At 66.8% G+C, this 19,443-nt stretch carries 20 protein-coding genes and 1 other RNA gene; 13 read left to right on the top strand and 8 right to left on the bottom strand.

Annotated elements, in window-relative coordinates:
• Nucleotides 1–79: 79 nt before the first annotated feature.
• The gene (ubiD, locus tag ACWKV7_RS12655) at nt 80–1,546 is read left to right on the top strand and encodes a 4-hydroxy-3-polyprenylbenzoate decarboxylase (RefSeq protein WP_483858032.1); all 1,467 of its coding nucleotides are present in this window, start codon (nt 80–82) and stop codon (nt 1,544–1,546) included.
• Nucleotides 1,546–2,514 (top strand): CDP-6-deoxy-delta-3,4-glucoseen reductase, encoded by a 969-nt coding sequence (locus ACWKV7_RS12660; RefSeq protein ID WP_483858033.1) that lies wholly within the window; start codon nt 1,546–1,548, stop codon nt 2,512–2,514. Before ubiD ends, ACWKV7_RS12660 begins: the two co-directional genes overlap by 1 nt.
• On the opposite strand, the gene ACWKV7_RS12665 is transcribed toward ACWKV7_RS12660, so the two are convergent.
• Nucleotides 2,496–3,107 (bottom strand): TetR/AcrR family transcriptional regulator, encoded by a 612-nt coding sequence (locus ACWKV7_RS12665; protein ID WP_483858034.1) that lies wholly within the window; start codon nt 3,105–3,107, stop codon nt 2,496–2,498. The two genes, ACWKV7_RS12660 and ACWKV7_RS12665, sit on opposite strands and share 19 nt — an antisense overlap.
• 94 nt (nt 3,108–3,201) lie before the next feature.
• Here ACWKV7_RS12665 and ACWKV7_RS12670 point away from each other — a divergent pair, with 94 nt between their 5' ends.
• On the top strand, nt 3,202–4,242 hold the full coding sequence (locus tag ACWKV7_RS12670) for a zinc-dependent alcohol dehydrogenase family protein (RefSeq protein ID WP_483858035.1): 1,041 nt from the start codon (nt 3,202–3,204) through the stop codon (nt 4,240–4,242).
• A gap of 26 nt (nt 4,243–4,268) precedes the next feature.
• On the opposite strand, the gene ACWKV7_RS12675 is transcribed toward ACWKV7_RS12670, so the two are convergent.
• Entirely contained in the window at nt 4,269–5,246 is a 978-nt protein-coding gene (locus ACWKV7_RS12675) for an NADPH:quinone oxidoreductase family protein (protein ID WP_483858036.1), read from the bottom strand.
• A gap of 199 nt (nt 5,247–5,445) precedes the next feature.
• Here ACWKV7_RS12675 and ACWKV7_RS12680 point away from each other — a divergent pair, with 199 nt between their 5' ends.
• On the top strand, nt 5,446–5,856 hold the full coding sequence (locus ACWKV7_RS12680; protein ID WP_483858037.1) for a flagellar basal body-associated protein FliL: 411 nt from the start codon (nt 5,446–5,448) through the stop codon (nt 5,854–5,856).
• A gap of 10 nt (nt 5,857–5,866) precedes the next feature.
• Here ACWKV7_RS12680 and ACWKV7_RS12685 read toward each other — a convergent pair whose 3' ends face one another.
• On the bottom strand, nt 5,867–7,741 hold the full coding sequence (locus tag ACWKV7_RS12685) for a sensor domain-containing diguanylate cyclase (protein ID WP_483858038.1): 1,875 nt from the start codon (nt 7,739–7,741) through the stop codon (nt 5,867–5,869).
• Between the two features lie 78 nt (nt 7,742–7,819).
• The gene (locus tag ACWKV7_RS12690; protein ID WP_483858039.1) at nt 7,820–8,281 is read right to left on the bottom strand and encodes an EVE domain-containing protein; all 462 of its coding nucleotides are present in this window, start codon (nt 8,279–8,281) and stop codon (nt 7,820–7,822) included.
• Nucleotides 8,282–8,478: 197 nt separating this feature from the next.
• Here ACWKV7_RS12690 and ACWKV7_RS12695 point away from each other — a divergent pair, with 197 nt between their 5' ends.
• Nucleotides 8,479–8,613 (top strand): hypothetical protein, encoded by a 135-nt coding sequence (locus ACWKV7_RS12695; protein ID WP_483858040.1) that lies wholly within the window; start codon nt 8,479–8,481, stop codon nt 8,611–8,613.
• On the opposite strand, the gene ACWKV7_RS12700 is transcribed toward ACWKV7_RS12695, so the two are convergent.
• The 4 genes from ACWKV7_RS12700 to ACWKV7_RS12715 form a co-directional block, all read right to left on the bottom strand.
• Entirely contained in the window at nt 8,610–9,266 is a 657-nt protein-coding gene (locus ACWKV7_RS12700) for a 5-formyltetrahydrofolate cyclo-ligase (protein ID WP_483858041.1), read from the bottom strand. The two genes, ACWKV7_RS12695 and ACWKV7_RS12700, sit on opposite strands and share 4 nt — an antisense overlap.
• Nucleotides 9,267–9,357: 91 nt before the next feature.
• Nucleotides 9,358–9,536: non-coding RNA, 6S RNA (gene ssrS / locus ACWKV7_RS12705), on the bottom strand.
• Nucleotides 9,537–9,569: 33 nt separating this feature from the next.
• Complete coding sequence (gene zapA, locus ACWKV7_RS12710) at nt 9,570–9,884, bottom strand: cell division protein ZapA (protein ID WP_483858042.1); 315 nt, start codon at nt 9,882–9,884, stop codon at nt 9,570–9,572.
• Nucleotides 9,881–10,090, bottom strand: coding sequence for a TIGR02449 family protein (locus ACWKV7_RS12715; RefSeq protein ID WP_483858043.1), 210 nt, complete (start codon nt 10,088–10,090; stop codon nt 9,881–9,883). The genes zapA and ACWKV7_RS12715 overlap by 4 nt, the downstream gene beginning before the upstream one ends.
• A gap of 155 nt (nt 10,091–10,245) precedes the next feature.
• Between ACWKV7_RS12715 and ACWKV7_RS12720 the strand changes: the two genes are divergently transcribed.
• From ACWKV7_RS12720 to gcvH, 8 genes are all read left to right on the top strand, one after another.
• Nucleotides 10,246–10,800, top strand: coding sequence for a YecA/YgfB family protein (locus ACWKV7_RS12720; RefSeq protein WP_483858044.1), 555 nt, complete (start codon nt 10,246–10,248; stop codon nt 10,798–10,800).
• A 112-nt stretch (nt 10,801–10,912) separates the two neighbouring features.
• Nucleotides 10,913–12,247 (top strand): Xaa-Pro aminopeptidase, encoded by a 1,335-nt coding sequence (gene pepP, locus ACWKV7_RS12725; RefSeq protein ID WP_483858045.1) that lies wholly within the window; start codon nt 10,913–10,915, stop codon nt 12,245–12,247.
• On the top strand, nt 12,247–13,431 hold the full coding sequence (gene ubiH / locus ACWKV7_RS12730) for a 2-octaprenyl-6-methoxyphenyl hydroxylase (RefSeq protein WP_483858046.1): 1,185 nt from the start codon (nt 12,247–12,249) through the stop codon (nt 13,429–13,431). Before pepP ends, ubiH begins: the two co-directional genes overlap by 1 nt.
• Nucleotides 13,432–13,521: 90 nt before the next feature.
• Nucleotides 13,522–14,763, top strand: coding sequence for a 2-octaprenyl-3-methyl-6-methoxy-1,4-benzoquinol hydroxylase (locus ACWKV7_RS12735; protein WP_483858047.1), 1,242 nt, complete (start codon nt 13,522–13,524; stop codon nt 14,761–14,763).
• Between the two features lie 173 nt (nt 14,764–14,936).
• Nucleotides 14,937–15,941, top strand: coding sequence for an extracellular solute-binding protein (locus ACWKV7_RS12740; RefSeq protein WP_483858048.1), 1,005 nt, complete (start codon nt 14,937–14,939; stop codon nt 15,939–15,941).
• A gap of 97 nt (nt 15,942–16,038) precedes the next feature.
• Nucleotides 16,039–17,655, top strand: coding sequence for an ABC transporter permease (locus ACWKV7_RS12745; RefSeq protein ID WP_483858049.1), 1,617 nt, complete (start codon nt 16,039–16,041; stop codon nt 17,653–17,655).
• A 191-nt stretch (nt 17,656–17,846) separates the two neighbouring features.
• Entirely contained in the window at nt 17,847–18,929 is a 1,083-nt protein-coding gene (gene gcvT / locus ACWKV7_RS12750) for a glycine cleavage system aminomethyltransferase GcvT (RefSeq protein WP_483858050.1), read from the top strand.
• Nucleotides 18,930–18,995: 66 nt separating this feature from the next.
• The gene (gene gcvH, locus ACWKV7_RS12755; protein WP_483858051.1) at nt 18,996–19,385 is read left to right on the top strand and encodes a glycine cleavage system protein GcvH; all 390 of its coding nucleotides are present in this window, start codon (nt 18,996–18,998) and stop codon (nt 19,383–19,385) included.
• The last annotated feature ends 58 nt before the right edge of the window (nt 19,386–19,443 follow it).

Raw genomic sequence — 19,443 nt, forward strand, 5'->3', positions numbered from 1 at the left:
TTGTCCGGCATGTTTTGGAATAACCGAGTTCGGCGCTAAACTTTGCGCCCCGACCTGCACGCCTAGACGAGGCCCCCGCATGCAGTATCGCGATCTGCGCGACTTTATCCGTGGCTTGGAACAGCGCGGCGAGCTCAAGCGCATCGCCGCACCGGTTTCGCCGGTGCTGGAAATGACCGAGATCTGCGACCGCACCCTGCGCAAGGGCGGCCCGGCGCTGCTGTTCGAAAAACCTACCGGCTTCGATATCCCGGTCCTCGGCAATCTGTTCGGCACTCCCGGGCGGGTGGCACTGGGCATGGGCGCCGAGGACGTCGGCGAGCTGCGTGAAATCGGCAAGCTGCTGGCTTTCCTCAAGGAGCCCGAGCCGCCCAAGGGCCTGAAGGACGCTTGGTCGAAGCTGCCGATCTTCAAGAAGGTCCTGTCGATGGCGCCCAAGGTCCTCAAGGACGCGCCCTGCCAGGAAGTGATCGAGGAGGGCGACGACGTCGACCTGGGCAAGCTGCCGGTACAGACCTGCTGGCCCGGCGATGTCGGCCCGCTGATCACCTGGGGCCTGACCATCACCAAGGGCCCGAACAAGGAACGGCAGAACCTCGGCATCTACCGCCAGCAGGTGATCGGTCGCAACAAGGTGATCATGCGCTGGCTGAGCCATCGCGGCGGTGCGCTGGATTTCCGCGACTGGTGCGAGAAGTTCCCCGGCCAGCCCTATCCGGTCTGCGTGGCGCTGGGCGCCGATCCGGCGACCATTCTCGGCGCCGTGACGCCGGTGCCCGACAGCCTCTCCGAGTACGCCTTCGCCGGCCTGCTGCGCGGGAACAAGACCGAACTGGTCAAGGCCCGCGGCAGCGACCTGCAGGTGCCGGCCAGCGCCGAGATCGTGCTGGAAGGCGTGATCCATCCGGGCGAGATGGCCGATGAAGGTCCCTACGGCGACCATACCGGCTATTACAACGAGGTGGATCGCTTCCCGGTGTTCACCGTCGAGCGCATCACCCGGCGTCGCGACCCGATCTACCACAGCACCTACACCGGCCGGCCGCCGGATGAGCCGGCGATACTCGGTGTGGCGCTCAACGAAGTGTTCGTGCCGATCCTGCAGAAGCAGTTTCCCGAGATCACCGACTTCTACCTGCCGCCGGAGGGCTGTTCCTACCGCATGGCGGTGGTGACCATGAAGAAGCAGTATCCCGGCCATGCCAAGCGCGTCATGCTGGGGGTGTGGTCGTTCCTGCGACAGTTCATGTACACCAAGTTCGTTATCGTCACCGACGACGACATCGATGCGCGGGACTGGAACGACGTGATCTGGGCGATTACCACGCGCATGGACCCCAAGCGCGATACGGTGATGATCGACAACACGCCGATCGACTACCTGGATTTCGCTTCGCCGGTGTCAGGGCTGGGCTCCAAGATGGGCCTGGATGCCACCCACAAGTGGCCGGGCGAGACCACCCGCGAATGGGGCCGCGCCATCGTCCAGGACGAGGCGGTCAAGCGTCGGGTGGACGCGCTTTGGGCCGATCTGGGGATCGACTGATGAAAGTGACCCTGCAACCTTCCGGCGCGGTGCTCGAAGTCGAAAGCGGCGAGCGCATCCTCGATGCGGCGCGCCGCCTCGGCTACGAGTGCCCGCAGAGTTGCCGCAACGGCAACTGCGAGATCTGCGCCGCGTTGCTGGTCAACGGCCGGGTTCGCCAGGCCGGCGAAACCCGCGACCATGGCGAGGTCTTCGCCTGCCTGGCCGAGCCGGAGCAGGACTGCGTGCTGCACTGGGACGGCGTGCTCGCCCCCGGCGAGCTGCCGGTTCGCGAACTGAGCTGCCAGCTGATCGAGTGCCTCGATGCCGGCGGCGACGTGTTTCGCGTGCGCCTGCGTGCGCCCGCCGGCAAGGCGGCGCGCTATTACGCCGGACAGTACCTGCTGTTGCAGCGCGAGGATGGCGACTACTCGGCGTTCTCCCTGGCCAGCTCGCCCCACGCCGGGCGGGAACTGGAGCTGCACATCCTGGCCCGGGACGACTCTACCCGCGCGCTGATCGATTTCCTGCGCCGCCAAGGCGTCGTCCGGGTGCAGATGCCCTTCGGCGACACGCACTTGGGCGAACTGCCGCCCGGCCCGCTGGTGCTCATTGCCGCCGGTACCGGCATGGCGCAGATGCACAGTCTGATCGAGTACTGCCGGGCCGCCGGCTTCGCCCATCCCGTGCATCTCTACTGGGGGGTGCGCAGGCCGGAGGATTTCTATCGGCTGCCGCATTGGGAGGAATGGCGCGGGCTGGCCAACCTGTCTCTGCACCAGGTGGTCAGCGATGCCGACGACTGGCCGGGGCGTCGTGGCTTGCTGCATGAAGCGGTGCGCGAGGATTTTGCCGATCTGAAAACGCTGCATGTCTACGCCAGCGGCTCGCCGGCGATGGTCTATGCCACGCTGGATGCGCTGGTGGCGTCCGGAATGGATGCGCAGCAGATGCGCGCGGACGTGTTCGCCTACGCGCCCAGGGACTGAGGCCAGCGGCTCAGGGTGATCGCCACGACGGCGAGCAGGGCGTCCCGGGAAGCGCCATCCTGGGCCTGGATCGACAGGCCTTGCAGCAGCGTCGAATAGAAGCGCGCGAGCACCGCGCAGTCGATCGTCTCCGGCAGTTCGCCCGCCTGTTGCCCCTCGCTCAGCCGCTGCTCGATGACCGCCAGGGTTTCCAGGCGCATGTCCTTGATGGTGGCTGCCAGGTTGCAGAGTGCCGCCGGGCAGGTGAGCAGGGTGCTGGCGATCAGGCAGCCGGCCGGGTGCCTGGGGTCGGTGAACTCCACGGCGGCGTCGGTCAGCATGCGGGTGACGAAGGCATGGGCGCTGTCGGCATGGTCCAGCGCGCGCTGGAGGAAACTGCCCGGTCCCTGCAGATAGCACTCGATCGCTTCCAGGAACAGCGCTTCCTTGGAGCCGAAGGCGGCATACAGGCTGGGCGGATTGATACCCATGACGGCGACCAGGTCGGCGATGCTGGTGCCTTCGTAACCCTGCGTCCAGAACAGCTCGAGGGCATGTTGCAGGGCTGCTTGCCGGTCGAAGGTGCGAGGCCTGCCGCGGGGTTTCTTTTCCATGACTTCTTTCATAGCGATCACTATACAAAAAGCTTGACCGGAAATAGTCGACTGCTTATTTATGTATTTGCCATTACATAAATAGGGATATTTCATGTCTTCTGCAACTGTTCTGCCGATCTTCAGCCGCTGCATGCGATTGGCTGCCGATGGCAACGGCTTTCAACCGATTCTCTCACGAACGCCGGTCCCGCCTCTGGCGAAGGATGAAGTACTGGTCCGCGTCAGGGCGGTGAGCCTCAACTATCGTGACCTGCTGATCCGGCGTGGCCTGTACATGGGCATTCGAGAGGGGCTGGTGCCGCTTTCCGATGCGGCCGGAGAGGTGATGAAAGTCGGGGCGGAGGTGAGTCGCTGGGCGGAAGGCGACCGGGTCATGCCCAGCTTCTTCCAGGACTGGTTGCATGGCGCCTACCGCGGCGCCTATGCCCGCTCCGCGCTGGGCGGCGAACGGCCTGGGGTGCTGGCGGAGACGATCGTGGTGCCTTCGCGCTCCCTGGTCGCCATTCCCGAGCACCTGGCCTACGAGGAAGCGGCGACCTTGCCCTGCGCCGGTGTCACGGCATGGCAGGCCCTGTTTGGCTGCGAGCGGCGGCTGCAGGCGAACGACACCCTGTTGCTGCAGGGCACCGACGGGGTCGCCACCTTCGGTCTGCAATTCGCGCTGGCGGCCGGTGCGCGACCCATCGTGATTTCGTCGGCGGACGACAAGCTGGAACGCGCCCGCGCCCTCGGTGCCTGGCAAACCATCAACTCGCTCAAGCAGCCGGATTGGGACCAGGCGATCAAGGCGCTGACCGGAGGGCAAGGCGTGCAGCATGTGCTCGAACTGGGCGGGCCGGAAACCCTCGAGCGTTCGCTCAACAGCCTGGCGCAGGGCGGCCAGGTGGCGCAGATAGGCGTCCTTACCGGCTTCGAGACCAGGCCCGACCTGGCCCAGCTCAAGCGCCTGAACGCCTCGCTGAGGGGCATCCTGGTCGGCTCGGTCGAGCACTTCGAACAGATGTGCTCGTTCATCGCCCGGCACCAGCTGCGCCCGCTGGTAGATCGCATCTTCGATTTTTCCGCCATCGCCGAGGCCTACGACTACCTGCAGGGTGGCCGGCAATTCGGCAAGGTGGTGATGCGCGTCTAGGACGAAGGGCGGTCGCCCCTCCCGGTTCAGCGTACCTGCACGACCACCTTGCCGACGGCCTTGCGCTGGCCGAGGGCGTCGATTGCCCGGGCGGTTTCTTCCAGCGGGAAGACCTGGGAAACCAGGGGCTTGAGCTTGCCCTCGGCGTGCCAGGCGAATAGCTGCTGGAAATTGGCCAGGTTGTCCTGCGGCTGGCGCTGGGCGAACGAGCCCCAGAACACCCCGACCACCGCCGCGCCCTTGAGCAGCGCGAGGTTGACCGGCAGTTCGGGAATGCGGCCGCTGGCGAAACCGACCACCAGCAGGCGGCCGTTCCAGGCGATGGAGCGAATGGCTTCGTCGAACAGATCGCCGCCCACCGGATCGTAGATCACGTCGGCGCCCTGACCACCGGTGAGGCGCTTGACCTCTTCCTTCAGGCTGTTGCGGGAATAGTCGATCAACTCGTCGGCGCCGGCCTGCCGGGCCACTTCCAGCTTCTCGGCGCTGCTCGCCGCGGCGATCACGCGGGCGCCCATGGCCTTGCCGATCTCCACCGCGGCCAGGCCGACGCCGCCGGAAGCACCGAGCACCAGCAGGGTTTCTCCGGGCTGGAGGTTGGCGCGTTGCTTGAGCGCGTGCATCGAGGTGCCGTAGGTCATGCTGAAGGCCGCCGCGGTGACGAAATCCATGCTCGGCGGGATCGGCAGCACGTTATAGGCAGGCACCGCGACCTGCTCGGCGAAACTGCCCCAGCCGGTCAGGGCCATCACACGGTCGCCCGGTTTGACATGGCTGATCTTCTCGCCGACGGCGGCCACCACGCCAGCCGCTTCGCCGCCCGGGGAGAACGGGAAGGGCGGCTTGAACTGATACTTGCCCTCGATGATCAGGGTGTCCGGGAAGTTGACGCCAGCGGCGTGCACGTCGAGCAGGACCTCGTTCTTCTTCGCTTCGGGGCTGGCGGTTTCCTCCAGCACCAGGCTGTCGGCGGGGCCGAAGGCTTTGCAGAGCACGGCTTTCATCGGGTTTCCTCTGTGCGGTTCTGTATGCGTCCAGCAGTGTAGGCGCGGGGCGGGGTCGGTCAATCAGCATGGCCCTTCCTGATGGACGGACATAAGGCGTGCGCTTGGGCGCCGGCGGCACTCTGGCTATGCTAGTGTCCATTCCGTTCGCCAGACGCCTTGCTGCGCAGGCTGGGCATATCCACGAAGAGGTCCGTCCGTGAAATCTCGCATCGCATTGTTGCTGGTTCTGCTGCTGTCGCTCCCCGCCCTGGCCAGCGAGAAGGAAGAGGCGGCCGAGGGCGCCGTGCCGCAGGTCAGCTACATCAGTCTGTTTCCTGCATTGGTGGGCAACTATGGCAGCGGGCCGAAGCTGAAATACTTCAAGGCCGAGATTTCCCTGCGGGTCAACGACGCGGCGGCGGCCGAGCGGGTCGAGCACCATACGCCGTTGATCCGCAACCAATTGGTCATGCTGTTTTCCGAGCAGACCGACGAGACCCTGGGCAGCGTCGAGGCCAAGGAGCAGTTGCGCCAGGAGGCGCTGAAGCAGGTGCAACAGGTGCTCGAGCAGGAAGAGGGCAAGCCGCTGGTGGACGACCTGCTGTTCAACAATCTCATCATCCAATAGCCGGTACCGGCTACTCCGCGACTTCCCACGGCCCGGTGCGCTGCACGTCGAGCGGGCTCCACACGCAGGTGCGGTTGCGCCCTTCGCGCTTGGCCCGGTACAGCGCCTGGTCGCTGTGGGCGACCAGCGCATCCGAGTGGCTGTCCTGGCTGGGATCGGAGGTGGCCAGGCCGATGCTCAGGCTGAGGCGCCCGAGCGGGCTGGCCGGGTGCGGCAGGTTGAGGTCGGCGATCAGCTCGTGCACCCGCGCCGCGACATGCTCGCCACCCTGCAGCGCGGTGTTGACCAGGATGATGGCGAACTCCTCGCCGCCATAGCGGCAGGCCACGTCGCCTTCCCGCTGCAGGCAGCCCTGCAGGGTCGTGGCGACCCGGCGCAGGGCATCGTCGCCGGCCAGGTGGCCGAGGCGGTCGTTGTAGGCCTTGAAGTGGTCGATATCCAGCATTAACAGGGTCAGCGGTGCGCCGATGCGGCGAAGCCGGCGCCATTCCGCCTGCAGTTGCTGGTCGAAAAAGCGCCGGTTGTACAGCCCGGTGAGGCCGTCCAGCTGCGTCAGGCGCTGCAGGCGCGCCTCCAGTTGCAGGCGTTCGCTGTTGTCGCGGGAAACGCCGATCAGATACTCGTGGCCGTTCAGCGTCGCCAGTTGCGCGCTGATCTCCGCCGCCTGGCTGCTGCCGTCGCGGCGGCGCATCTCCCGCTGGAAGATCTTCGACAGGTTGTGCCGATGGGCCTGGCGGACCAGTTCCAGCCAGGCGTGGAAATCCGGCAGCAGGCGTTCGGGGTCGTCCTTGAGCAGCTTGGCGAATTCCTCGGCCGAATAGCCCAGGCTGCCGTAGGTGGCGGGGTTCATGTGCAGGATGTCGCGGGTCTGCGGATCGATGATGAACAAGCCGTCGCGGCTCGATCCGGTGAGGTCGAGCACCAGTTGCAGGCGTTCCCGGCTGTCGCGCAGGGTGTGTTCGATGCGCTCGCGCTGGGCCACTTCCTCGTTCAGGCGCCGGTTGCTGGCCTGCAAGGCCGTGGCGCGGCGAGCGTTCTCCAGGGCCAGGGCCAGGGCGGCGACCAGCAGCAGGCTGATGGCCAGGCTGGCGCCGAGCACGATCTCCGGCAGCGGTGTGCTCAATTGCTGCAGCAGCTTCTCGGTGGGCATCAGCTCCAGGGAGAAATTGCTGTTGTTCTGTAGCTGCAACGGCACCTGTTGCAGCAACCGCGGCAGGGCGCCCTCGTGCGGGTGGCTGTAGATCGGCCGACCGAACTCCAGCAGGCGCACGCTGAAGCTTTCCCGGTCCTCGGGAGGAAGCAGCTCGGCCATCAGGCGCTCGACGCGGAAGACCCCTTGCAGGAAGCCGTCGAACACCGGTTCGCCGTGTTCGTCGGGAATGTACAGCGGGGTATAGAGGATGAACCCGCGCCCGCCCTGGACAAGATCGAAGCTATTGGAAAACTGCTGGGTGCCGTCGGCCTTGGCGCGCATCGCCAGGTCGAAGTTGGGGTGTGCCGGACTGAGGCGAAAGGTCTGCGCGGCCTCGTTGCCCTGGAGCGGCAGCAGCCAGCGCATGTTGAGGTCGGCTCCCAGCCACTGGATCGACTGATAGCCCGCGAAGTGCTGCAGGGCGTAGCCGACGTCCAGCTCCCATTGGTCGCGTGGAATGCGTCCGCGATGCCCCCACATCTGGGCGATGCGACGCAGTTCGATCGCCTGGTCGGCCAGGCTGCCTTCCAGCCCCTGGGCGAGGCTGCGTGCCTGGTAGGCCACGCGCTCACCCACGCGCTCCTGCTGGCTGATGTCCAGTTGGCGCCAGAGCAGGGCGCTGGCCGAGCACAGCGCGAGAAACAACAGCGCAATGCTGAGCCTGGCTGGCCAGGCAGAGCGTGCACGTGGCATAGGGGCTGTCCAGGAGGTTTCATACCCTCATAGCACAGTGCCGGTGCCAGCTCAATGTGCGGCGCGCGTGCCTGCGGTTCAGCGACGCCGGCGCGCCAGCGCTTGCGCGACCTGCCATTCGGCATCGCCCACCGGCATCACCGAGAGCCGGCTGCCCTTCTGCACCAGCGGCAGCGCGGCCAGCGCCGCCTCGGCCTTCAGTGCCGCGAGGGGCAGGACCTCGGCGAAGGCCTCGACGAATTCCACGTCGCGGGCGGTCCAGGGATTCTTCGCTGCGTCGGCCTTGGCATCGTGGTAGGGGCTGGCCGGGTCCAGCGCGGTGGGGTCGGAATAGGCTTCGCCGACGATGCGCCCGACACCGGCGATCCCCGGCTCCGGACAGCTGGAGTGGTAGAAGAAAAACAGGTCGCCCTCGCCCATGGCGCGGAGAAAATTGCGTGCCTGGTAGTTGCGCACGCCGTCCCAGCGAGCGCGCCCCTTGCGCTGCAGGTCGAGGATGGAAAACTCGTCGGGTTCGGACTTCATCAGCCAATACGGCATGGATCTTGCTCCTCGGTTGCCGCCAACGACGCGGGCGCTGGCGGAGTTTCACCGATAACCGGTTGCGCAAGAAATTGCGCAAGGCTTCACGTTGTCGGAGAATGCCGGCGACTAAGCTTGGTGCCGCCGTACGACCTATAACAATAACCGCCACCGGTCATCATGCGCAGTGTGCCTGGAAGGGGGGCAACCTTTAGATGAAACGCAAGCCAGATCTATTGTGGGTATTGGTGATTCTTTTCGGCCTGGGTGTAGTTACCACCGGTTACACCCAGAGCCTGTGGGAACGCCAGGGCGAAATACCCGCCAGCCAGTCGCTGCAGCAGCCTTAAGCTGAAGCGACCGGCGTAGCGAGCACCGCAGGGAGCGCGGTCTCGCTGCGTGCCCCTGGGTAGCATGCCCTGTCCGTGACCGTCGCCTGCAACGACACGTCCCAGCTGGCCATCGCCAGCCGATCCACCTTCTGACATTCGTGGGCCAGCCCCAGCAGCATTGGCTGCAGCCAGCACTTGCGTCGTGCCCGATAGGCCAGGCTGCGGTCGTAGAAGCCGCCGCCCATGCCAAGGCGGCCGCCTTGTTCATCGAAGCCCACCAGCGGCAGCAATACCAGATCCAGTGCCCAGACCTTGCGCTGTCGCCCTGCGCGAATGCGTGGCTCGGGAATGCCGAAGCGGTTCGGCCGCAGTGGCTCGCCGGCATCGACGCGCTGAAACACCATGCGCGTGCGCGGCCAGGGATTCAGCACGGGCAGGTAGGTGGTCTTGCCCCGGCGTCGGGCCTCGGCGAGCAGCGGACGCGGGTCGATCTCGCCATCGTTGGGCAAATACAGGGCGATATGCCGGGCGCGGCGGAACAGCGGGTGTTGCGCCAGTTGGCGATACAGCCCCTGGGCGGCGCGACGCTGAGCGGCTGGGTCGAGGGCGCGACGGGTCTGGCGTAACAAACGACGCAACTGGGCGCGGCTGAGCGAGTCGGCGACGATCATGGAGGGGTGACGCTCCTGGTCATATCTTGACCAGTTTGGTGCGAATCGCTGGCATCGCCGGGCAGGACGCCGGGTGCTGCGCGAGGAAGGATGACTCCCCGAAGTGCCGCTGTCGGGTTAGCCCTTGAACCCGAAAGTTCAAGGTGGAGGTTGCAGGAAGCATTAAGGCTTTCCGTCAGGCGGACATGCACACCTGCCTCAACTTGCAACCCCCGTGGTTGTGCGTATCGGCTCAGGGACATAGCCGACTGGCGCACACACCAGGGAGTGGCGGCCAGTATACCGCAAACCGCCGCCGGGCAATCAGCTTTGCTCGGCATCCGGATCGACGGCCAGCGCATGATCGACACGACCGAGCAGATGGCGCACCTGGTCGCGGGTGGCGCTGGCTTCGCGATCCAGGCGCTGTTGCTTGTCCAGCAGGTCGTGGGTGATGTTCAGCGCGGCCATCACGGCAATGCGATCGGCACCGACCACTTTGCCGCTGCCACGAATCTCGCGCATCTTGCCGTCGAGGTAGCGGGCCGCGCTTTCCAGATTGGCGCGCTCGTCGGGCGGGCAGGCGATGCAGTATTCCTTGTCGAGGATGTGCACGGTAACGGTGGTCGCTTGGGTCATGAATCCTGCTCCAGGGCCTTCAGGCGCGAAATCATCGATTCGACCTTTTGCCGGGCCATTTCGTTCTTTTCGATCAGATGGGCACGTTCCTCGCGCCAGGCCTGTTCACTGGCGAGAAGGAGCCGATTATGGGCCTTGAGCTGCTCGACCCGCTGGATCAACAACTCCAGCTTGGTCGTAAGGTCATGCAGTTCGGCGTCTTCCATGGGCTCTCGCTTGGCAGTGGAATGAGCGGGACTATATAGAGTGCCCCGGCGAGGGGGCAAACCCGTGGCGACCGTCGATGGTTTTGGCAGGCCGCGCGGTGCTAGGATACGAGGCCATCATTCTAGTCATTGAGCCCTGCGTCGCATAGCCGCCCATGCCCAGCGAAAACTCCCCCTATAGTGCCTTTGCCGCGCTGCTTGCCAGCAGTGGCCAACCCGCCTCTCCCGCCGAACTGCACGGACTGTTGCTTGGCCGCAGCTGCGCCGGCGCCGGCTTCGAAGTCGACCCCTGGCTGACCGATGCCGCCGAGCTGCTCGGCGGCGCCGTGCAGGACAGCCTGCGCCAGGCGTTGATCGGCCTGCAGGAAATGGTCAAGGGCGAGCTGGCCGGCGAGGACATCGCCCTGGTGCTGCTGCTGCCCAGCGACGATGCCCCGCTCGCCGAGCGTGCCGTCGCCCTCGGCCAGTGGTGCCAGGGTTTCCTCTCCGGTTTCGGCATTACCGCCCGTGATCGCGCGCTGTCCGCCGAGGCCATGGAAGTGCTGCAGGATCTCGGCGCCATCGCCCAGGTGCAAGACACCCTGGAAGAATCCGAGGATGGCGAAAGCGACTACATGGAAGTCATGGAATACCTGCGCGTCGCGCCGCTGCTGCTGTTCAGCGAGTGCGCCAAGCCGCTGGCGGCCCAGCCCAAGCCTTCCCTGCATTGATGCAGCGGGCCGTGGGCTGTTGAGCATTGGCCATGCGGCGCCTGTCTAGTTGCAAAGACGCGCCGCCCGGCGGCGCTTCCTTCACCGCTCTTCCCATGGACCCGTTCTGCCTATGACCCATATCCCCAAGTCGGAATACGCCCGTCGACGCAAGGCGCTGATGGAGCAGATGGAACCCAACAGCATCGCCATCCTGCCGGCGGCGCCGGTGTATATCCGCAATCGCGATGTCGAGCATATCTATCGCCAGGACAGCGACTTTCAGTACCTCTCCGGCTTCCCTGAACCGGAGGCGGTGATCGCGCTGATCCCTGGGCGCGAGCATGGCGAATACGTGCTGTTCTGCCGTGAGCGCGATCCGGAGCGCGAAATGTGGGACGGTCTGCGCGCCGGCCAGGATGGCGCCATCGCCAACTACGGTGCGGACGACGCTTTCCCCATCGGCGATATCGACGACATCCTGCCTGGCCTGATCGAGGGTCGCGAGCGGGTCTACTACGCCATGGGCACCAATGCCGAATTCGACCGGCATCTGATGGAGTGGGTCAACGTGATTCGCTCCAAGGCGCGCCAGGGCGCCCAGCCGCCGAACGAATTCGTCGCCCTCGACCATCTGCTGCATGACATGCGCCTGTACAAGTCGGCCGCCGAAGCCAAGGCCATGCGCGCCGCCGCGGAGATTTCCTGCCGCGCCCACGTGCGAGCGATGCAGGCCTGCCGTGCCGGTCTGTCCGAATATCACCTGGAAGCCGAGCTGGACTACGAGTTCCGCAAGGGCGGGGCGAAGATGCCGGCCTACGGGTCCATCGTCGCCGCCGGCAAGAACGCCTGCATCCTGCACTACCGCGAGAACGACGCACCGCTCAAGGACGGTGACCTGGTGCTGATCGACGCCGGCTGCGAGATCGACTGCTACGCCAGCGACATCACCCGCACCTTCCCGGTCAGCGGCACCTTCTCGCCGGAGCAGCGGGCCATCTACGAGCTGGTGCTGAGATCGCAGGAAGCGGCGTTCGCCGAGATCGCCCCCGGCAAGCACTGGAACGAGGCCCACGAAGCCACCGTGCGGGTGATCACCGCCGGGCTGGTGGAGCTGGGACTGCTGGAGGGCGCGGTGGACGAACTGATCGCCAGCGAGGCCTACAAGGCGTTCTACATGCACCGCGCCGGCCACTGGCTGGGCATGGATGTTCACGACGTCGGCGACTACAAGGTCGGTGGCGAGTGGCGCGTGCTCGAACCGGGCATGGCGATGACCGTCGAGCCGGGCATCTATATCGGCGCCGACAACGAGAAGGTCGCGAAGAAATGGCGGGGCATCGGCGTGCGCATCGAGGACGACGTGCTGGTGACCAAGACCGGCTGCGAGATCCTGACCGGCGCGGCGCCGAAAACTGTCGAGGCAATCGAGGCGTTGATGGCCGCCGCTCGTAGCGAGGCCGCCTGATGGCCAAGGTCCAGCTGGCGATCATCGGCGGCGGCCTGGTCGGCGCCAGCCTGGCCCTGGCACTGCAGGCCGGCGCCAAGGCGCGCGGCTGGTCGATCGTGCTGATCGAGCCTTTCGCACCGGGGGATAGCTTCCAGCCGAGCTACGATGCGCGCTCCTCGGCGCTGTCCTTCGGCAGCCGGCAGATCTATGAGCGGCTCGGCCTCTGGCAGGACATCGCCCGCCGCGCCGAGCCGATCCTGCAGATCCACGTCTCCGACCGTGGCCGTTTCGGTGCCGCGCGCCTGCAGGCGATGGAGGAGGGCGTGCCAGCCCTCGGCTACGTGGTGGAGAACGCCTGGCTCGGCCAGTGCCTGTGGCAGGCACTGGACCCGGAGGTGGTGAGCTGGCGCTGCCCGGCGCAGGTCACTGGCATGCAGGCCCTCGATCAGGGCTATCGCCTGGCGCTCGACGACGAGACCCAACTCGACTGCGAACTGGCCGTGCTGGCCGACGGCGGCCGTTCCGGCTTGCGCGAGCAACTGGGCATCGGCATCAGCCGGCGGCCCTATCGGCAGAGCGCGCTGATCGCCAACGTCAGCCCCGCCGAGGCCCATCGCGGGCAGGCGTTCGAGCGTTTCACCGACGACGGGCCGATGGCCCTGTTGCCACTGCCGGAGAATCGCTGCGCGCTGATCTGGACCCGCCCCGGCGCGGAAGCGGAGCGCCTGGCGCAGCTGGAGGAGCGTGCCTTTCTCGACGAGCTGCAGCAGTGCTTCGGCTATCGTCTCGGTGCGTTGCGCCAGGTCGGCGCCCGTCACCTTTATCCCCTGGAACTGGTCGAGGCCCAGGAGCAGGTACGCCCCCATCTGGTGGTGCTCGGCAATGCCGCCCACAGCCTGCATCCGATCGCCGGGCAGGGCTTCAACCTGGCCCTGCGCGACACCCTGGCGCTGACCGAGGCGCTGCTGGAGAGTCGCGCCCCGATGGGCGACTTTGCCACCCTGCGCGGCTATTGCGAGCGGCAACGGCTGGACCAGGAACTGACCGTGGGTTTCTCCGACCAGGTCACCCGGCTGTTCAGCAATGGCGAGCCGCTGCTCGCCGCCGGGCGCAACCTCGGCCTGCTCGGCCTCGACCTGCTGCCACCGGCCAAGCGCTGGTTCGCCCGCCAGGCCATGGGCCTGGGCGTGCGGCCGAGCTGAACGGCGCGCAGCGAAAGATAACCGCGGAGCGCACGGCGCTCCCCCTGGAATAGCGGCGCGCGGCTGCGCCACTGGCGAGTTGAGGGAAACATGCAGGCGGATCTGATCATCGTCGGTGCCGGAATGGTCGGCAGTGCCTTGGCATTGGCCCTGCGGAGCAGCGGTCGCAAGATCCTGCTGGTGGACGGCGGCTCTCTCAGCCTGCGTCCCTTCGATGCCATGGCACCCTTCGAGCCGCGAGTCAGCGCGCTGTCCGCCGCCAGCCAGCGCATTCTCGAGCGGCTCGGCGCCTGGTCGGGTATCGCCAACCGTCGCAGCGCGCCCTACGGCGACATGGAAGTCTGGGATGGCTCCGGCACCGGCAGCATTCACTTTGCCGCCGCCAGCGTGCATGCCGATACCCTCGGCCATATCGTCGAGAACCGCGTGGTGCAGGATGCCCTGCTCGAATGCCTGTACGACAGCGATATCGACATGCTGCCCAATGCGCGCCTGGAACAGCTGCGTCGCTCCGGCGACGACTGGCTGCTGACCCTGGCCGACGGCCGCCAGTTGCGCGCGCCGCTGCTGATCGCCGCCGACGGCGCCAATTCGGCCATTCGCCGCCTGGCCGGCTGCGCCACCCGCGAATGGGATTATCTGCACCACGCCATCGTCACCAGCGTGCGCTGTGCCGAGCCGCACGCGGGTACTGCGCGCCAGCGTTTCACCGACGACGGCCCGCTGGCCTTTCTGCCGCTGCAGCGAGCGGACGCTGCCGAGCACTGGTGCTCGATCGTCTGGTCGGTGACGCCGGTCGAGGCCGAGCGGCTGATGGCGCTGGACGACGGCGGCTTCTGCCGAGAATTGGGCAAGGCCTTCGAGTGGCGCCTCGGCGAGGTGCTGGCGACCGACCCGCGGCTGCGCATCCCGCTGCGCCAGCGGCATGCCAAGCGCTATGTCGAGCCGGGGCTGGCGCTGATCGGCGATGCAGCGCATACCATTCATCCCTTGGCGGGGCAGGGGGTCAACCTCGGCTTCCTCGATGCGGCGGTACTCGCCGAGGTGCTGCTGCATGCCGATGGGCGCGGCGAGAACCTTGCCGATGTGCGCGTGCTGAGTCGCTACGAACGGCGGCGCATGCCGCACAACCTGGCGATGATGGCGGCGATGGAGGGCTTCGAGCGGCTGTTCCAGGCCGATCCGCTGCCGCTGCGCTGGCTGCGCAACTCCGGACTCAACCTGGTGGACGGCCTGCCCGAGGCCAAGGCGCTGTTCGTTCGCCAGGCCCTCGGTCTGTCCGGCGACCTGCCGGAACTGGCACGCCCGCTGGTGCCGGAGCTTTCCCTCTAGGCCATCCGCGCGGAATGGCCCCGGCGCGAAAATCCTGTGACCCATCGCCGCAGTCGCTGTGGAATCAGCGGGTTGCCGGCAGGCGCTCAGCCGTTCGGTGGCGGTTTTGGTTGAGAAGCTAAATAAGAGTGACTAGTATTTGCCTCTAAATTCCTAGCACGAGGCATATTGCCATGCAGGCAAGCAAGCGTCTTCTCGCAGTTCTGGCGCTCTCCACCCTGTCCGCTGCCGTCCAGGCGGCCGACGACGAAGTGGTGGTCTACACCTCCCGCATCGACGAGCTGATCAAGCCGGTTTTCGACCGCTACACCGCCAAGACCGGAGTCAAGGTCTCCTTCATCACCGACAAGGAAGCGCCGCTGCTGGAGCGCCTGAAGGCCGAGGGCGAGAACACGCCGGCCGACATGTTGATCACCGTGGATGCCGGCAACCTCTGGCAGGCCGAACAGGAGGGTGTGTTGCGGCCGGTGGAGTCGCCGATCATCGCCAGGAACATTCCGTCGCAATACCGCTCCAGCACCAACAGCTGGACCGGCCTGTCGCTGCGCGCGCGCACTATCGTTTACTCCACCGAGCGGGTAAAGCCGGAAGAGCTGAGCACCTACGAGGCGCTGGCCGACGATAACTGGGAAGGCCGCCTGTGCCTGCGTACCGGCAAGAAGGTCTACAACCAGTCGCTGACTGCCACCCTGATCGAGACCCATGGCGAGGCCAAGGCCGAGCAGATCGTCCAGGGCTGGGTCGACAACCTGGCCACCGACGTGTTCGCCGACGACACTGCGCTGATCCAGGCGGTGGATGCCGGGCTGTGCGACGTCGGCCTGGTCAACACCTACTATTTTGGCCGCCTGCATCGCGACAATCCGCAGCTCAAGGCCAAGCTGTTCTGGCCGAACCAGGGCGACCGTGGCGTGCACGTCAACCTGTCCGGCGCCGGCCTGACCAAGCACTCGCCGCACCCCGAACAGGCGCAGAAGCTGCTGGAGTGGATGACCAGCGACGAGGCCCAGGGGCTGTTCGCCGGCCTCAACCAGGAGTTCCCGGCCAACCCGACGGTCCCGCCGTCCGAGGAAGTGGCCGCCTGGGGCAGCTTCAAGGCCGACAGCATCCCGGTGGAGGTAGCCGGCAGGCGCCAGGCCCAGGCCATCAAGCTGATGGATCGCGTCGGCTGGAACTGATCGCATTGCTGCGGCTTGCGGCGCCAAGCGCCTAGCTGTTTTACTTCGACGCCCCGGTCCGCTCCGGGGCGTCGTCTTTTCCGCTATCGAGGAACACGTGGCTCATCCCGTCCAGCGCCGTTGGTATCCCATCGCCTTTGCCATCGCCGCCCTGGTGTTGCTGCCGCTGAGCGTGCTGGCGCTGTCCTGGCACAGCGTCGATAGCGAGATCTGGTCGCACCTGTGGGCGACCCAGATGCCCCGGCTGCTCGGTAACACGCTGGTGCTGGTCAGCGGTGTCGGCGTCGGCGTGACCCTGCTCGGCGTGAGCCTGGCGTGGCTGACCAGCCTCTGCGAATTTCCCGGCCGGCGCTGGCTGGACTGGGCGCTGATGCTGCCCTTCGCGATTCCTGCCTATGTGCTGGCGTTCGTCTTCGTCGGCCTGCTGGACTTCGCCGGGCCGGTGCAAAGCCTGCTGCGCGAGTGGTTCGGCAGTGGCTTGCGGCTGCCGCGGGTGCGTTCCACCGGCGGGGTGATCGTCGTCCTGGTGCTGGTGTTCTATCCCTACGTCTACCTGCTGGCGCGCACGGCATTCCTGGCCCAGGGCAAGGGCTTGATGGAGGCCGCGCGGGTGCTCGGCCAGTCGCCCTGGCAGGCGTTCTGGCGCGTCGCCCTGCCAATGGCGCGGCCGGCCATCGGCGCCGGCCTGGCGCTGGCGATCATGGAGACCCTGGCCGATTTCGGCGCGGTGTCGGTATTCAACTACGACACCTTCACCACCGCCATCTACAAGACCTGGTACGGCTTCTACAGCCTGTCCAGCGCCACCCAGTTGGCCAGCCTGCTACTGCTGGCGGTGATGCTGGTGCTGTATGGCGAGCGTCGCGCCCGCGGCGCGGTGCGCCCTGCCAGCGAACGGCCGCGCGGGCGCGCGCTGTACCGCTTGCGCGGGGCCAGGGCGCTGGCCGCCAGTGCCTGGTGCGGGCTGGTGTTCCTCTGTGCCTTCGTGGTGCCGGTGCTGCAGTTGCTGGTGTGGTTCTGGCAGCGCGGGCGCTTCGATCTGGATGAGCGCTACGCCGGTCTGATCCTGCACACCCTCTACCTGGGCGGGCTGGCGGCGCTGCTCACCGTGGCCACAGCCCTGCTGCTGGCCTTCGCCCGGCGCCTGGCGCCGACCCGCGCGGTCGGTGCCGCCGTTGGCCTGGCCAACCTCGGCTACGCGCTGCCGGGCTCGGTGCTGGCGGTGGCGATCATGTGGGCCTTCAGCTACCTCGACCGCGAACTGGTGATCCCGCTGTCCGCCTGGCTCGGCGGCGCCGGCAAGCCGCTGCTGCTGGGCAGTCTGGCGGCGCTGCTGCTGGCCTATCTGATCCGCTTCATCGCGGTGGCCTACGGGCCGCTGGAGAGCAGCCTGGCGCGCATTCGCCCCTCCCTGCCGGAGGCCTCGCGCAGCCTCGGCGTCGGCGGGCTCGGGCTGTTCCTGCGGGTCTACCTGCCGCTGCTGACCCCCGGTGTGCTCAGCGCCGCGCTGCTGGTGTTCGTCGACGTGCTCAAGGAAATGCCGGCGACCCTGCTGATGCGGCCGTTCGGATGGGAGACGCTGTCGGTACGGGTCTTCGAGATGACCAGCGAGGGCGAATGGGCACGCGCCGCGCTACCCGCGCTGAGCCTGGTGCTGGTCGGCCTGCTGCCGGTGGTGCTGCTGATCCGCCGTTCGGCCCGCACCTTCGGCTAGCCCGACCCTACGTCCGGCGGTCGCGCCGCCAAGGTGACCGCCTCCCGGTGAGCGGCTACAATGCGCGCCATTCGATGCGGCCGGTCACCCCGACCGGGCGCGTGGAGCCCGTCGCCAGTGCCCTGTTCCCGTGAGGCTCAGCCGGCTCCAGCGTCCGCCCGCGTCATCGCCACGCCCGGAAGGAGAAACCCATGGGTCAGCGCACGCCCCTCTATGACCAGCATCTGGCCTTCGGCGCCAAGATGGTCGATTTCGGCGGCTGGGATATGCCGCTGCACTACGGCTCGCAGGTCGAGGAGCACCATCAGGTGCGGCGCGACTGTGGCGTCTTCGATGTCTCCCACATGACCGTGGTCGACGTCAGCGGCAACCAGGCCAAGGCCTACCTGCAGCACCTGCTGGCCAACGACATCGAACGGCTGAAAACCCCGGGGAAAGCCCTCTACAGTGCCATGCTCAACGAGCACGGCGGAGTAATCGACGACCTGATCGTCTACCTCACCGACTGGGGATACCGCGTGGTGGTCAATGCCGGCACCCGCGACAAGGACCTGGCCTGGATGCGCCGGCAAGCTGCCGGTTTCGACGTGCAGATCAACGAGCGCGCCGACCTGGCGATGCTCGCCATCCAGGGGCCGCGCGCCCGCGCCCGGACCAGCGAACTGGTGAGCGCCGCCCGCGCCGCGCTGATCAGCGACCTCAAGCCGTTCCAGGGCCTGCCGGAGGGCGACTGGTTCATCGCCCGCACCGGCTACACCGGCGAGGACGGCCTGGAAATCATCCTGCCGGCCGCACAGGCCACCGCGTTCTTCAACGAATTGGTCGGTGCCGGTATCTCGCCCATCGGCCTGGGCGCCCGCGACACCCTGCGCCTGGAGGCCGGTATGAACCTCTACGGCCAGGACATGGACGAAGACGTATCGCCACTGGCTGCCAACATGGACTGGACGGTCGCCTGGGAGCCGGCGTCGCGCCAGTTCGTCGGCCGCCAGGCCCTGGAAGCCCAGCGCCTCGCCGGCGACCTGCCGAAACTGGTCGGCCTGGTCCTGGAGGAACGCGGCGTGCTGCGTGCCCACCAGGTGGTGCGGGTGGATGGCGTCGGTGCCGGCGAGATCACCAGCGGCAGCTTCTCGCCGACGCTGAACAAATCGATCGCCCTGGCCCGCGTGCCGGCGGCGACCGGCGAGCGTGCCGAGGTTGAGATCCGCGGCAAGTGGTACCCGGTGCGCGTGGTACAGGCGAATTTCGTCCGCCACGGCAAGGCCCAGATCTAACGGCCCGCCGAGGGCCTGCTAAATTTTCCTGGCAGTGACTGCCCCCTTCTTTTCGAGGAACAAGCAATGAGTGATATCCGCGCCGACCTGCGTTATGCCGCCAGCCACGAGTGGGCCCGCCTGGAGATGGACGGCACGGTGACCGTCGGCATTTCCGATCACGCCCAGGAAGCCCTCGGCGACGTGGTGTTCGTCGAGCTGCCGGCCGTCGGCCAACAACTGGCCGCCGGCCAGGAGGCGGGCGTGGTGGAGTCGGTGAAGGCCGCTTCCGACATCTATGCGCCGGTGGGCGGCGAGGTGATCGCGGTCAACGATGCGCTGACCGACACGCCCGAGAACGTCAACAGCGACCCCTATGGCAGCTGGTTCTTCAAGCTCAAGCCGGCTGACGAAGCCGAGCTGGACAAGCTGCTCGACGCCGACGCCTACAAGGCCGCCTGCGAAGCCGACGCCTGATTCCCCGCTAGCCCCGCAAAGCCTCGATTCGTCGAGGCTTTGTTTTTCCGAGAAGCCG

It is taken from the genome of Zestomonas ipomoeae, from assembly GCF_057128665.1.

Excerpts from the sequence above, each read along its gene's own strand:
- ACWKV7_RS12740 (WP_483858048.1), top strand. The coding sequence starts at position 14,937 with ATGCAGGCAAGCAAGCGTCTTCTCGCAGTTCTGGCGCTCTCCACCCTG.
- ACWKV7_RS12700 (WP_483858041.1), bottom strand. The coding sequence starts at position 9,266 with ATGATCGTCGCCGACTCGCTCAGCCGCGCCCAGTTGCGTCGTTTGTTA.
- ACWKV7_RS12695 (WP_483858040.1), top strand. The coding sequence starts at position 8,479 with ATGAAACGCAAGCCAGATCTATTGTGGGTATTGGTGATTCTTTTCGGC.
- ACWKV7_RS12715 (WP_483858043.1), bottom strand. The coding sequence starts at position 10,090 with ATGGAAGACGCCGAACTGCATGACCTTACGACCAAGCTGGAGTTGTTG.
- zapA (WP_483858042.1), bottom strand. The coding sequence starts at position 9,884 with ATGACCCAAGCGACCACCGTTACCGTGCACATCCTCGACAAGGAATAC.
- pepP (WP_483858045.1), top strand. The coding sequence starts at position 10,913 with ATGACCCATATCCCCAAGTCGGAATACGCCCGTCGACGCAAGGCGCTG.
- ACWKV7_RS12670 (WP_483858035.1), top strand. The coding sequence starts at position 3,202 with ATGTCTTCTGCAACTGTTCTGCCGATCTTCAGCCGCTGCATGCGATTG.
- ubiD (WP_483858032.1), top strand. The coding sequence starts at position 80 with ATGCAGTATCGCGATCTGCGCGACTTTATCCGTGGCTTGGAACAGCGC.
- ACWKV7_RS12675 (WP_483858036.1), bottom strand. The coding sequence starts at position 5,246 with ATGAAAGCCGTGCTCTGCAAAGCCTTCGGCCCCGCCGACAGCCTGGTG.
- ACWKV7_RS12665 (WP_483858034.1), bottom strand. The coding sequence starts at position 3,107 with ATGGAAAAGAAACCCCGCGGCAGGCCTCGCACCTTCGACCGGCAAGCA.
- gcvH (WP_483858051.1), top strand. The coding sequence starts at position 18,996 with ATGAGTGATATCCGCGCCGACCTGCGTTATGCCGCCAGCCACGAGTGG.
- gcvT (WP_483858050.1), top strand. The coding sequence starts at position 17,847 with ATGGGTCAGCGCACGCCCCTCTATGACCAGCATCTGGCCTTCGGCGCC.
- ACWKV7_RS12735 (WP_483858047.1), top strand. The coding sequence starts at position 13,522 with ATGCAGGCGGATCTGATCATCGTCGGTGCCGGAATGGTCGGCAGTGCC.
- ACWKV7_RS12660 (WP_483858033.1), top strand. The coding sequence starts at position 1,546 with ATGAAAGTGACCCTGCAACCTTCCGGCGCGGTGCTCGAAGTCGAAAGC.
- ACWKV7_RS12720 (WP_483858044.1), top strand. The coding sequence starts at position 10,246 with ATGCCCAGCGAAAACTCCCCCTATAGTGCCTTTGCCGCGCTGCTTGCC.
- ACWKV7_RS12690 (WP_483858039.1), bottom strand. The coding sequence starts at position 8,281 with ATGCCGTATTGGCTGATGAAGTCCGAACCCGACGAGTTTTCCATCCTC.
- ubiH (WP_483858046.1), top strand. The coding sequence starts at position 12,247 with ATGGCCAAGGTCCAGCTGGCGATCATCGGCGGCGGCCTGGTCGGCGCC.
- ACWKV7_RS12685 (WP_483858038.1), bottom strand. The coding sequence starts at position 7,741 with ATGCCACGTGCACGCTCTGCCTGGCCAGCCAGGCTCAGCATTGCGCTG.